At 42.7% G+C, this 13,555-nt stretch carries 9 protein-coding genes; 1 reads left to right on the top strand and 8 read right to left on the bottom strand.

The window, feature by feature from the left end; all coding sequences use genetic code 11:
• Both ACMJ0U_RS01700 and ACMJ0U_RS01695 read right to left on the bottom strand, forming a co-directional pair.
• On the bottom strand, window positions 1-208 hold a 208-nt coding region (locus ACMJ0U_RS01700; RefSeq protein ID WP_417127770.1), incomplete at its 3' end, for an ATP-binding cassette domain-containing protein.
• Window positions 205-948, bottom strand: coding sequence for an MlaE family ABC transporter permease (locus ACMJ0U_RS01695; protein ID WP_007557896.1), 744 nt, complete (start codon window positions 946-948; stop codon window positions 205-207). The genes ACMJ0U_RS01700 and ACMJ0U_RS01695, both read right to left, overlap by 4 nt.
• Before the next feature lie 139 nt (window positions 949-1,087).
• On the opposite strand from ACMJ0U_RS01695, the gene lptB reads away from it, so the two are divergent.
• Window positions 1,088-1,906, top strand: coding sequence for an LPS export ABC transporter ATP-binding protein (gene lptB / locus ACMJ0U_RS01690; RefSeq protein ID WP_007557897.1), 819 nt, complete (start codon window positions 1,088-1,090; stop codon window positions 1,904-1,906).
• An 88-nt stretch (window positions 1,907-1,994) separates the two neighbouring features.
• Here lptB and ACMJ0U_RS01685 read toward each other — a convergent pair whose 3' ends face one another.
• From ACMJ0U_RS01685 to ACMJ0U_RS01660, 6 genes are all read right to left on the bottom strand, one after another.
• On the bottom strand, window positions 1,995-3,269 hold the full coding sequence (locus ACMJ0U_RS01685; protein WP_417127767.1) for a hypothetical protein: 1,275 nt from the start codon (window positions 3,267-3,269) through the stop codon (window positions 1,995-1,997).
• A gap of 274 nt (window positions 3,270-3,543) precedes the next feature.
• Entirely contained in the window at window positions 3,544-5,838 is a 2,295-nt protein-coding gene (locus ACMJ0U_RS01680) for an alpha-amylase family glycosyl hydrolase (protein WP_417127765.1), read from the bottom strand.
• Between the two features lie 83 nt (window positions 5,839-5,921).
• Window positions 5,922-6,644, bottom strand: coding sequence for a hypothetical protein (locus ACMJ0U_RS01675; RefSeq protein WP_417127764.1), 723 nt, complete (start codon window positions 6,642-6,644; stop codon window positions 5,922-5,924).
• A 31-nt stretch (window positions 6,645-6,675) separates the two neighbouring features.
• Window positions 6,676-8,319: a RagB/SusD family nutrient uptake outer membrane protein gene (locus ACMJ0U_RS01670; protein ID WP_417127762.1), complete on the bottom strand. Its 1,644-nt coding sequence runs from the start codon at window positions 8,317-8,319 to the stop codon at window positions 6,676-6,678.
• Between the two features lie 12 nt (window positions 8,320-8,331).
• Window positions 8,332-11,301: a SusC/RagA family TonB-linked outer membrane protein gene (locus tag ACMJ0U_RS01665; RefSeq protein WP_417127760.1), complete on the bottom strand. Its 2,970-nt coding sequence runs from the start codon at window positions 11,299-11,301 to the stop codon at window positions 8,332-8,334.
• 89 nt (window positions 11,302-11,390) lie between these two features.
• On the bottom strand, window positions 11,391-13,538 hold the full coding sequence (locus ACMJ0U_RS01660) for a glycoside hydrolase family 97 protein (protein ID WP_417127771.1): 2,148 nt from the start codon (window positions 13,536-13,538) through the stop codon (window positions 11,391-11,393).
• Between the last annotated feature and the right edge of the window lie 17 nt (window positions 13,539-13,555).

Below are 13,555 nucleotides of genomic sequence, written 5' to 3'. Positions count from 1 at the left end.
TTCCCATGTCCAACAGATTACGTCCGTCATACAGAATCTCCCCGCACTCCGGAGTAAGCAGCCCTACAATACATTTCATCAGTACCGTCTTTCCAGAGCCACTCTGCCCGATAATCAAATTGGTTTTCCCGTTGTCAAACGAAAAATTAATATCCTCAAGAACTGTACGTCCTTCAAATGATTTGCATATAGAATTTAGCTGTATCATCCCATCAACAATTGTGTAAGTATCAAATCTGAAAACAAAATCAAGACACTGCTTGAAACCACAGAGTCCGTACTGGCCTTACCGACCGCAATAGAACCTCCTTCTACCGTATATCCAAAATAAGCAGACACACTGGCTATGATAAAGGCAAAAAATAAGGATTTAATAAAGCTACACCAGATATACCATTCCACAAAGCAATACTGTAAACCATATTCCAAATCCGTCGCATTCATGATACCGGCAAACCAGGCTGTACAGAAAGCCCCTATCACTCCTGCAAAGATACTGAAAATCACCAGAAAAGGAATCATGGTCATCAATCCCAGAATCTTTGGAAGAATCAGATAAGAGGCTGAGTTTACTCCCATAATTTCCAGTGCATCAATCTGCTGTGTCACCCGCATCGTACCAATCTCCGAAGCAATGTTCGACCCAACTTTTCCCGCTAAAATCAAACACATGATAGAAGACGAGAACTCCAGCAGCAAGATTTCACGAGTGGTATATCCCACCACGAAACGCGGCATCCAAGGACTTTCAATATTCAATTTAATCTGAATACAAATTACGGCACCGATAAAGAAAGATATCAGCAGCACAATACCAATCGAATTGATACCCAATTGTACCATTTCATTCAGGTATTGCTTAAAATACATTCGGAAACGTTCCGGACGGGAAAATACACGCCCCATCAACATGAGGTATTTTCCGAGGTTTGTAACAGGCTTTATCATATTATTACAATCATGTTTCCCGCAAAAGTAGTGCTTTTTAGCTATATTATAATAAAAGACAGGAGGATTTTCGAATTAAGAACCACAGAAGCCAAGATTTTTACTACTTTTGCACGACTGAACAGCAAACAAAAGGACAATGGCAGCACAAGAAAATCAAGAATCTACAACCGAAAAGTTTGAATTACCTTCAGACGGCAGAATGGTGCTACGAACCGAGAACCTGGTCAAAAAATATGGGAAACGAACAGTGGTAAGCCATGTTTCCATCAATGTGAAACAAGGAGAAATCGTAGGACTGCTCGGCCCTAACGGTGCGGGTAAGACCACTTCGTTCTATATGACCACCGGATTGATTGTCCCCAATGAAGGACATATCTATCTAAATGATAAAGACATAACTTCCTATCCTGTTTACAAACGAGCCCAAAATGGTATCGGCTACCTGGCACAAGAAGCTTCTGTGTTCCGCAAAATGAGTGTGGAAGATAATATCGCTTCTGTATTGGAATTGACCAATAAGTCACCGGAATACCAGAAAGAGAAACTGGAAAGCCTGATTGCCGAGTTCCGTCTGCAAAAAGTACGCAAGAACTTAGGAGACCAACTTTCCGGAGGTGAACGCCGCCGTACGGAAATTGCCCGTTGTCTGGCCATCGACCCGAAATTTATCATGCTTGACGAACCGTTTGCCGGAGTAGACCCAATTGCCGTGGAAGATATCCAGCACATCGTCTGGAAACTGAAAGACAAGAACATCGGTATTCTGATTACAGACCATAACGTGCAGGAAACACTTAGCATTACCGACCGTGCTTACCTGCTGTTTGAAGGAAAAATCCTCTTCCAGGGAACTCCGGAAGAACTGGCCGAAAACAAGATTGTTCGTGAAAAATACTTGAGTAACAGTTTCGTACTTCGAAGAAAGGATTTCCAGTTGAAAGAAATCAAAGAGTAAAGATTTCACATAACATAACAGGCAGCAAAGCACCACATTTGTTGTACTTGCTGCCTGTTTCCTTATTACAAACATCGAACCATGACTACTATTTAGTGGATGTCCATCCACTTCCCGTTTTCAATCGGGAAAAATATTTCTTGTTTTCATCCAAATACACTCCTCCTTTTGTTGAATAATCAGAGGGAAATACCTCTTTTATCGAACCGTCATCACTGACTATAGCAAAAACAGCACGCAATTGCGACAACTTATATTCCTGCTGCCCGGTATATTCTAAAATAAAAGGCTTCCAGGTCGGGGTATCGCTCGAAGCATCATCTTCAATAGTAAGCATAGTGCCTGGCCATGGATTAAGCGGTACAAGATCATCCACTGTAGACCCTCCTTGGGGCAGATAATACAAAAAGACATGAGTATATCCCTGGACATAAAACTCCACTTTGTACGTTTGCTCCCGTGCACGCGACTTATACACACACCGCAAAGACATTCCTGCAGGAGCATTACTGCTATTCTTGATACGATAACGGCCAGCTGAAAGATTGGCTCCTGCAAACTTCATGAACTGCAACCAGTAACCTTCTTCTGTACCACTGGCGCCAAGAGCAGGGGTTCGTGTCCAGTAATAGCCGGCACGGGCATCTCCTTTCTTTACTCCGTCGGAGTACATACGGGCACGAGGGAAACGTACCATTCCATATTGTCCGTTGTCAAAATAGGCATCCCAGTAGTCTTTTCCCACTTGATTCACCAGTTCTGTATGAAAATCCTTATCAGCCTGCAAGGCTGCAAATTCACTGACATAGGGCACTCGAAATCCTTTCGGACACATTTCGTCCGATACAGACGGCACATACGTCCCATCAACGTCACTCGACTCCATGGCCACACTGAAAAGTGCCCCTTTTGATTCATCTCGAAACGGCCAACCTCCTCCTGACAGGAAAGAACTTCCATCCTCTTCCTCAATATAGTAGCCCGAACTTTTGGCACCCAAGTTGCGGTCCAGCCAATAATTGTTTCCCATAAGGACAACTTCATAGTAATACCAGCCAGAATCCAAAGTATTCCCTACTACATGACTAACGACATTACTTGAACCCATATCTTGAAAAACACCTGTATGATACAAATCATAAGCATAAGTTACAGTCTGACTGCCATCTCGACTGGTAAGTTTGATGCGAAATGCGTCTTTCCCCACACGATAAGCATTCTCTACAATCTGCTCATTTTTTACTATATCCAGCAACTCGTTGGTAAAAGTAAAATATTTGTCTGTATCACTTGGACCGCCAATAGTTCCATTCGGAAGATTATCAAGACTTCCCCCCCTGTATTTGAAGTGCTTCCTGACCAAAAACGGAGTTTTCCCTTGTAATCATCAGCCAGTTCCACCTCCCATTTCCAATCCTTATATTTATTAACTACCTCGTTTGTAGTTTCCAGTTTATATGTGTAGATAAAGCGCATGTAATCTGTCATGGGAGCATGGAAACCTTCCGTACGTATCAAACCATTCATTGCTTCGGCAGAGATACCGAACGAAAGACCTGTTCGAACAGGAAGTGATGGCATTGTAAATAAAAATTCCCGGCAGTGAGAAATTCTTTTCGTACTACCGGGAATTCTTGTCAAGGCTGAAAGCTTGTAGCCAATAAAAATCCATGAGCCGGAACAGACACCGTTCCTTTCAACTCTCTGCCAGTCATATAATCATATTTTACACCGTCTGGCAAAAGAAGTGGTCCGGTTTCCTTATCTCCAAAGTTACCAACCACATACATTTCCTCAGCCCCATTCTTCAATGTCAGGCTACGAGGAGTAGTACTCCAGTAGTTCTCCGTTACATTCCATGAAAATATCGCATCATTCTGAAACAAGTCCTTATGCGTTACCCGTAAATTCAGTAACTTTGCATACACATCATATAAACCTTTTCTTTCCGGTTCCGTATAATATTCCCAATGCAAAGGTTTCTTTTCCATTTTATTGTCTTCTGTTCCCAGCGTCACATCATAGCCCAGTTCTCCAAACTGCCAGATCATTTTCGGCCCCGGCATAGTAAAGCAAAAAGCTGCATTGACAGCCAACTGACTCATCCGGACAGACAAGTTCTTCGCAATTGCTCCATTTCCATAGGTTAACGCCTTATAGGCCACCCGTTCTACATCATGACTTTCCATGAAACCCACATAACCCCCGTACTTCATTGAATTAGTTCCGGTGTAAAGACAGCTGAAATCACTGTATTCCTTCCATCCCATTCCCGACTGACAATAAGCATTATTGGCATCCCGCCACAACTTCATTCCATATCCGGCCAGTTCCTTTTCTTCTTCATCACAACAAAAATGTTCCAGAATCACTACAGCCTCTGGTTTAACGGAAGTCACAACATCATAATACTCTTTCAGGATTCTGATACGTCCGGCATCATAATCAGCCACCGTAGCCTCAGTACATTCCCTTTGTGTCAATCCTTTAGTAAGGTCAAAACGAAAACCGTCAATATGGTATTCATCCAGAAGAAACTCCAGATTCCGCTTGACAAACGACCTTACCAGCTCCGATTCATGATTAAAATCATGGAACACGCTATAAGGATGAGGAGCATCCACATTAAACCATGGGTTGTTTTCCGCTGTCTTATTATCTGTCCGGTTCCAGTAGAGTTTAGCAAATGGCATGCTTCCCGTGGCATGATTATATACAACATCAAAGATCACAGCCAATCCTCTGGCATGACATTCATCAATAAACCTCTTATACATATTTTTGGTTCCATACGCTTTATCCAGAGCAAAATAGAAACAAGGATTGTATCCCCAACTGTCATTCCCATCAAATTCCTGTACAGGCATAAGTTCAATGGCATTCACCCCTAACGACTTGAGATAATCAAGTTTACCTAAAGCGCCACTAACATCAGATGTCTCCGTAAAGTCCCTTAAATGCAACTCATAGATAATCAGATTATCCTTATCTTTCAGACTAAATTCATTCCTCCACGAATAAGGTTCTTGATTAATCTTGAAGGCAGAAACAATACCTCTTCCCCCCTCCGGATAGACTCTTTCAGAAGACGGATATACCGATTCCGGAATATACTTGTCATTATCGGGGTCGAGAATTTTCTCTGAATAAGCGTCTGCTATACGGATAATCTCTCCGTCCTGCATGCCCGTATAATACTGAAAGCGATATTCCTTATCAGGATCAAGACCTGTCAGTGTAATCCACCAGCACCCTTTCGCATTATCCCTATACATTTGGGAAGTTTCATCATTGGCCGGTGTCCAATCATTGAAATCTCCCACAATGTGTGAAAAATCCTTATGCTTACCGTTCTTGTCTTTGTCATAAAACGCAAAAGTAACGCTGTAATCTGCATTGACATTGATTCCCTCTCTGGTTCCTGCCGGCATAGCCTTCTCCTTTATGGGCGCAGGCTGAAACATCTGATACTTGTTGTCCGTTACCTTTATATAAGAGTCCGTATCCATTCCCTTCTTGGTTCCGTCTTCACTGCGTATCACAATTCCAAGCTCATTGACAGGTGTCTCACCCGAAGCAAACCATTCACGTATGGAAGGGGATAACGAAATTGACCAGCAATTATCACCTTTCGCTGTCATTTTGCATTTATCAATATTTTCATTCCATTCGGCAGGCACAAACAGCCATGCCTCCTCATTCACAACTCCGATATGCAAGTATACATCCCCTTTATATCCGTAAAGGTCAGACGACTTTGCAGCCTTAAAGGTAATAGTTAGAGGCTGATCCGCATCAGGCTGTTCAGAAGAAAAACTTAATCCTCCGGGCACATCAGCCGGAGCTGTTTGTACTATATTGTCTTTATCCGAACAAGACAGCCCCCAAAAAACACACGACAAAAGCAATAAATATATAACTTGAATTTTCATATACCAGTATTAACAATAGGGAACAAAAAGGGGTATACCTGAAAAATTCTCCTGGCACACCCCTTAAAGTTCACTAATTCTGTTTATTGAGCAATCATTTCATAACTGTAATCGGGAGTTGAAAGATCCACTACAATCTGATAGGTTCCGGCAGAGACAGATATATCGCCACCCTTGGCCGCCAGCTTGCCTTCTCCTTCACCCGCGCCGAAATCACCATTGGGCACATTCCATTCATCATTGGCACGAAACTTAATCGCACCATCCGTCAACGTGACAGTGGCTTTCAATTTCAGGTCGGCCTCATCGTACGTCAAATCGGTGTCGGTATCCCACTGTCCGGGAGTCGCATTGCCTATCACACCAAAATTCATGATGTCCGCACTCCATGTCAGGTCCTTGATATTACACTTCACATAATAATAGCCCGGCTCGCTTACAGTCAGGTTCTCCAGTCCGTCACCTACAGTCATTGAACCAGCCGGAGTGTCATCTCCCACTCCATAAGCTCCGTCCCAACTGGCATTAGGACAAATCTTGAATTGACTGTTCAGATACACATATCCGGCATAGTCACCCGCCATTTCTCCCTCATCATTCTTAACAGGATACAGTTTCCCAATCACCTCAGCCTCGGGATTCCATCCCTGCTGGTCACCGGCAATTCTAAGTTCTGCAGGTCCTTCCAAGGGTGCCTCTGGCTCTGGTTCATAAGGAATAATGCGCCAGTTTTCATTGTCCTGACAACTTACGGTCAACAAGCAAAAAAGAAGTGCCGTCAATATATAATTAAAATTCTTCTTCATGATTCTTAAAACTAAAAGTTAGACAATATTTTTATTTAGCATAGCCCGGATTCTGAGTCAGATTCTTGTTCACAGCCAGTGTGTTGGCATGAATCGGGAATACCTGCAGGTACTTTTCAGTTTTCGGGCGATAGGTAATGGCATCATTGAAGTGACCGAAACGGACCAGATCCTGACGTCTCCATCCTTCCCAAGCCAGTTCCAGCAGACGCTCCTTCAACAGGTTGTCAAGAGTGGCCTCTACATGAGACGCACCGACACGATTACGCACTTCATCCAGGTCAGCCTGTCCGCTCTGCCCGTTGCGTACCAAGGCTTCCGCACGCATCAACAAGACATCGGAGTAACGGAACAGCACCCAGTCATTATGCGGACATTGCCCGTCTTCCGTAGCCGTCGCATCATCAGCATACTTATACATACGTGCTCCTGCTGTCTTCATGTTTGTATCTCCTTTGTCAAACTGGAGCTTGATGGCCATAGGCTTATATTCCAGAGGCTGCCCCGTATCACTGTTGATGATTTCCTCACCGTTAACGACTACCCTGCCGGTATAATAAGTCAGATCCAAACGCGGATCGGGGTTGGCAGTATCATAACCAAAAGCCCTCATGGCTTCAATGGTAGCAGACGCTCCATTCCATCCTCCATTACCAAATCCCAACGCCTTGCCTACATCATAATGCCGTGAACGTACCAGATACATATTGCGGGCCTTATACAATGAGGGGTCCATTGGAATTACAAAAATATTTTCTTTTGACCCTTCATTGTTGACCACAAAGTTTGACAGGAATCCATTCGTTCCTAAATTCAACGCATAGCCACAAGCTTTCACTTTATCGCAATAAGCTACAGTAGCCTCCCAACAATTCATTTCTTGACCATCCACCGTAAACTTAATATTCTTTCCATCCGGACGAACATTGTCTGTCCAGTCATTGTCGGTGTAAACCTCCGCATTCAAAGCCAACTTAGCCATAAGGAAATAAGCAGCAGCTTTCGTCATACGTCCATAAAACTCTCCATTTTCCGCACTCTTGGCATCTTCCAGCAGTGGAATAGATTCTTCCAGTTCCTTTTTTACAAAGTTGAACACATCAGTTCTTTCTGACTGTTTTACATCTGCCATCTGAGTAAGTGAAGATTCCACTATAGGTACACGTGCAAACATATCCAGCAAGTAATAATAATACATGGCACGAATGGCACGCACTTCTGAACGGTAAATTTCGTAATATTCGTTCTCCGGGTCTTGCTCCTTCAGGCTGACCAGCTTATCAATAGACTGGTTACATTGCACGATTACACCGTACAGATAATCCCACGTTCCGATAATCAGGTCATTATTCGTACCCCAGTTATGCGTAAAAAGGTTTCTCCACAATCCGCCATCATCCCAGTCACCGCCACGAGTCGGCAAGATAGCCTCATCAGCTGTAAAAGTATTCAAATCATACAATCCGCGGTCAGTTCCAGCCAATCCAGCACCTCCAGCATCTGCTCCAATCTTGGTATAAAGATTAGCTACTGTATTCAAATAAATCATTTGCGGATTCTTGTATGCCTCTTCTTCCGGCATTTGATCTACAGGATTCTCTTCCAAAAATGACGAGCATCCGCTCATACTCATTGCCGTAGCAATAATAAAAGTATATAATATGTTACGTTTCATAATATTTTCGAGTTAAAAGTTAAGACTAAGACCCAATGAATAAGTACGTGTAAGCGGATAGAACCGTTTGTCATCTATACCCAGATCACTACCCACAGTAGCACTATTGATCATCGGCGACAAACCTGAGTAATTGGTAATGGTTGCCACGTTATTTACAGAGAAAGTAATTCGTAATGCATTGATGTTCTTCAGGTTTTTGGTATTCAAGTTCCATCCCAAAGTGATATAATCAATGTGCACATAATCACCTCTCTCCAGCCAGTAATCAGTTACAGTCTGGTCATGAATATTCTTTTCCGGAGCTCCTTCCATAACATTGTAAGTCGGGAACAGACTCATATTCATGTATGACAATGAAGTACCATTGTAAATTTTATGTCCAAAAGCACCGCTGAACTGTGTCTGAATGTCAAACTGTTTATAGCGGAAATTAATGTTACCTCCCAGATAGAACTTCGGTATAGCCTGACCAGCGATGTAACGGTCTTTTCCGTCAGAGAGATCTACACCTTCTTCTCCATCAATATCAAGAATATGATATGTGTACTCACCGTTTCCTTTCATATCTATCAAACCGTCACATTTAGGAAGATAGAACACTCCTACCGGTTGTCCAACCATCTGGTAGATAATCTGATTGTTACCACCGATAAATCCTGCACCATTCATTCCACCCAGATTCATATATTCTTTAGCACTCAATGATTGTCCCATGTAAGTTCCATCCAGTGAAAGCAGTTTGTTCTTCTGCCAGGAGAAATTAGCAGAAATGGTCAGTTCCATATCTTTTGTTCTCAAAGGTACTCCAGTTATGGCTACTTCCACACCACTGTTTTCCATTTCACCCAAGTTAGCCAATAACGTACTGAATGCAAATGGAGGCACAGGAACAGCATAATTGTAAAGCAAATCACTGGTCTTTGAGTAGTAATAATCCACTGTACCACTTAAACGGTCATCAAAGAATCCCCAGTCAAGTCCGACATCGAACATTCGTTTTACCTCCCATTTAAGATCCGGATTTTCATTACGGTTAATACCGTATGTCACTACAGGTTTTCCGTTAATAGTCGTCACACCAGTCGGGCTCATCAGTTTCAACGAATTATAGGCACTAATAGCGTCCTGATTACCAGTCAAACCATATCCTGCACGCAGTTTCAAATTGGTCAGGAAATCCACGTTCTTCAAGAAAGCTTCTTCTTTCAGCACCCATGCAAGAGAGGCAGAAGGAAAGAATCCCCATTTATTGTTTGCACCCAGTTTAGAAGAACCGTCTGCACGCATATTGACAGTGGCAATATACTTGTCTGCATAACTGTAATTGAAGCGTCCCATGAATGAAGCGATAGAATAATCGTTAGAATAAGAACTTACATCTCCATATTTCACTTCCGCTCCTGCACCCAGATTATTATACCCAAAGAAGTTCGTTCCAAACTGTTTGGCCTGTGCACCGAAACCGGTATACTTATAGTCTTGAAGTTCGGCAAGTCCTAACACATCAATGAAATGGCTTCCAAATGCCTTCTTATAGTTTGCGGTAAAATTACCTAACAAGATACCACTCTTGTTATCGTTCTTGCTCCCCAGCCCGTTCGTACCGATACCTGCCTTAATGTTGGTCGGAGTATATACCGAATTTTCTTTTACATTGTACGTATAAGAACCAAATGCGCTCAGCTTCAGACCATCAATCACCGTCCATGTCAAACGGGCATTCGCATTAATGTAGCTGTTTGATTCCACATCCTTGATGGTCAACCTACCCAACGGATTCTGTGTCTCATTAGCACTTGGATCTTCAGGCCATGTACCATCCTCATAAGGGAAATCAGGGAAAGTAGGATTGAATGATGCTGCCGAATAGAAGGTTTTTTGGTAATCATTCAGATAACGTTTGTCCACTTTTGAAGCGAACATACCAAAATCAATTTTCAATTTGTTATTGAACATGGTTTGAGATGCATCCAGCTTGGCAGTGTAATTACGCATATAGTTATCCTTAATAATACCCTTCTGGTCAATCACCCCGATAGAAGCACGATAGTTTGAAGATTCCGTTCCACCACCGAAAGAGATGCGATGGTTTTGGGTGTACCCTGTCTGCTGCATGGCCTCAATGAAATTTGTATTATATCCCATATCCATGGCATTGGCATAGCCGCGGTCGGCTACCACCTGACGATATGCAGCGGCATCCAGCATTTTCAGATTCTTATAAACAGTTTCCACACCAAAACTTCCATCATAACTCAACGATTTTGTACCGTTCTTACCTTTAATCGTAGTCACTACAATTACACCGCTTGCACCGCGTGAACCATACTGCGCGGTTTCAGACGCATCCTTTAATATTGTAAAACTTTCAATATCAGCCGGTGAAATGGCATTCAGCATACTCAGGTCACCAAATACGCCGTCAATAATAACCAACGGGTCGTTACCACCAGACAAAGAAGTTGTACCACGCACACGGATTGAAGCTGAAGCCGTTGGGTCACCACCTGTCTTCTGGATATTTACACCAGCAATCTTACCTTTGATAGCCTGTAACGGATTAGTTACCACACCTACGTTCATGTCTTCACGTCCCACCCGTTGAATAGCTCCGGAAACCGTACGCTGGCTACCAGTAGCATAACCAATAACGATTACATCGTCCAGGACTTCAGCATCCTCAACCAAAGTAATTTTCATATCAGATGCAGCAGGCAATTCCTGGTTACGGAAACCGATATATGAAATAACCAAAATATCGCCTTTGTTTGCATCCAACGCAAAATTACCATTAAAATCCGTAATGGTACCATTGGTAGTACCTTTCACTAAAACATTGGCGCCAATAATAGCTTCCCCTGTCTTATCTTTCACAACACCCTTGACCGTTATAGCTTGCGCTAAACCTTTCACAGTCATCAGCATACCTACTAAACACAATAGTAGAATCCTGACATTTCGATTTAAGATTTTTTCCATTTGATAAATTATTAAAGTGTTAATAATAGCCTAAAAAATACCTATTGAAAACTATAACAATCGTTACCTTATCATTTTCCTTATCCTTTTTATTTGATTTCCTTAATTGAGATGGCATATCCACCTCCTACAGCCGCTTTCAGGTTCAACTTAGTCTTGTTCGTTACTTTCTTCTTAGTGATAGTATAAGCCTGTGGATTCTTATCCCAGCTTGCATCTTTGGCATCTGCATAAATCACGGCTTCATACTTCTTTCCCGGTTCCAGGAAATCGAAAGCCAGCTTCGATTCATGACCGTTATATCCTGCTGTACATCCTACATACCAGTCAGTGGTACCTTTTGCACGACGGGCAATGGTCACATACTCCCCCGGTTCTGCTTCCAGATACTTCGTTTCATCCCAGTCGACAGCCACATCCTTAATGAACTGGAAAGCGTCCATAAAGCGTTCATAATTTTCCGGCACATCGGCAGCCATCTGCAACGGGCTGTACATGGTCACATAAAGTGCCAGCTGACGTGCAATCGTAGTACGTACACGCGATTTGTTATTCGGGTTCATCTTGCTGCAGTCGGTCTCAAAAATACCCGGCGTATAATCCATCGGACCACCAATCAAACGTGTAAACGGAAGAATAGTCGTATGGTTCACATTATTTCCGCCAAATGACTCGTATTCCGTACCACGTGCAGACTCATTACCAATCAAGTTCGGATAAGTACGACACAATCCGGTCGGGCGAACAGCTTCATGCGCATTTACCATAATCTTATAATCAGCAGCTTTCTTCACAGCATACAGATAGTGGTTTACCATCCACTGTCCATAGTGATGTTCACCACGAGGAATGATGTCACCCACATAACCACTCTTCACTGAATTATACCCATTATCCACCATAAACTGATAAGCTTTATCCAAATGACGTTCGTAATTACGGACAGAAGCCGAAGTTTCATGATGCATCATCATTTCAATACCTTTACTTGCTGCATAACGATGAATTTCCTGTACATCAAAGTCCGGATAAGGAGTTACAAAGTCAAACACATAGTCTTTGCTCTTGCCAAACCAGTCTTCCCAACCTTGGTTCCATCCTTCTACGAGTACCGCATTAAAACCATGTTTTGCTGCAAAATCGATGTAACGTTTCACATTGGCTGTATTGGCTGAGTGCTTACCATTCGGCTTTGTCTGTGAATAATCAGTCACCCCAAGCTTCACACTTGGTAACTCATCAGTATAAGCCCAAGTTCCTTTATTGGTAATCATATCCCACCATACACCCACATATTTTACCGGATGAATCCAGGAAGTATCCTCAATCTTACACGGCTCATTCAGGTTCAGCGTAATACGAGAAGCCAGAATATTACGTGCATCATCACTGACAATAATCGTACGCCAAGGTGAACTACAAGGAGTTTGCATATAGCCTTTGTCTCCTTTGGCATCCGGAGTCAGCCATGATTCAAATACCATATTCTTATCATCCAGATTCAGGCTCATACAAGCATAATCCACCAAAGCCGCTTCATGCAAATTGATATAAAGCCCATCATCCGTCTTCATCATCAAGGCCGTCTGCACTCCCGTAGGTGAAAACACGAACTGTGAAGAATTTTCCGTCACCGCCGTTTTCATTTTCTCACGAATCTCAGAGAGTCGTGAAGTTGTGTAGTCATATTCCTGTGTATCATAGTCTCCCGGAATCCAGAATGCCGTATGGTCACCCGTCATGGCAAACTGAGTATGTTCTTCCTTAATGACGAAATAATTCAAATTAGGTTGCTGAGGGAACTCATAGCGGAATCCCAAGCCATCATTAAACAAACGGAAACGAATCACTATGTAACGGTCATTTTCCGGCTGATCAAGTGTCACTTCCAATTCATTGTAATGATTGCGTATTTCACTTTCTTCACCCCATACCGGACGCCAGGTTTCATCAAAAGTAGAAGTATGTGTTTCTCTGACTTTAAAACCGGTCATCAGATTCATTTTCTCATCTACCCGTTCCTTGTCCTTACGTTCTGTCCATTCAAAGCCAATCCTTTTTTCCGGGTCTTCCCGTTTTAATTCCAGTCCCAATGTACTGGGTTTTATCACAGGCTTGTTCTTAAAAGTTAATTCATAAACAGGAGCACCCTTTTGGTTCAAGCTAAAGTCCATTACCAGATTCCCATCCGGTGAGGTCAATTTCTGTGCATTCGCCCACAATGCACAACAACACAAATCTACAAAGGCAAAAG

Origin of the sequence: Phocaeicola sp., from assembly GCF_048170425.1 — a bacterium.
In the GTDB taxonomy this organism is placed as follows: domain Bacteria; phylum Bacteroidota; class Bacteroidia; order Bacteroidales; family Bacteroidaceae; genus Phocaeicola.
Note: the sequence above shows the minus strand (reverse complement) of the source record. Positions and strands in the feature narration are given on the sequence as shown.

Bases quoted from the DNA above. Each gene is read 5' to 3' on its own strand.
- ACMJ0U_RS01680 (WP_417127765.1), bottom strand. From the start codon at position 5,838: ATGAAAATTCAAGTTATATATTTATTGCTTTTGTCGTGTGTTTTTTGG.
- ACMJ0U_RS01675 (WP_417127764.1), bottom strand. From the start codon at position 6,644: ATGAAGAAGAATTTTAATTATATATTGACGGCACTTCTTTTTTGCTTG.
- ACMJ0U_RS01670 (WP_417127762.1), bottom strand. From the start codon at position 8,319: ATGAAACGTAACATATTATATACTTTTATTATTGCTACGGCAATGAGT.
- ACMJ0U_RS01665 (WP_417127760.1), bottom strand. From the start codon at position 11,301: ATGGAAAAAATCTTAAATCGAAATGTCAGGATTCTACTATTGTGTTTA.
- lptB (WP_007557897.1), top strand. From the start codon at position 1,088: ATGGCAGCACAAGAAAATCAAGAATCTACAACCGAAAAGTTTGAATTA.
- ACMJ0U_RS01695 (WP_007557896.1), bottom strand. From the start codon at position 948: ATGATAAAGCCTGTTACAAACCTCGGAAAATACCTCATGTTGATGGGG.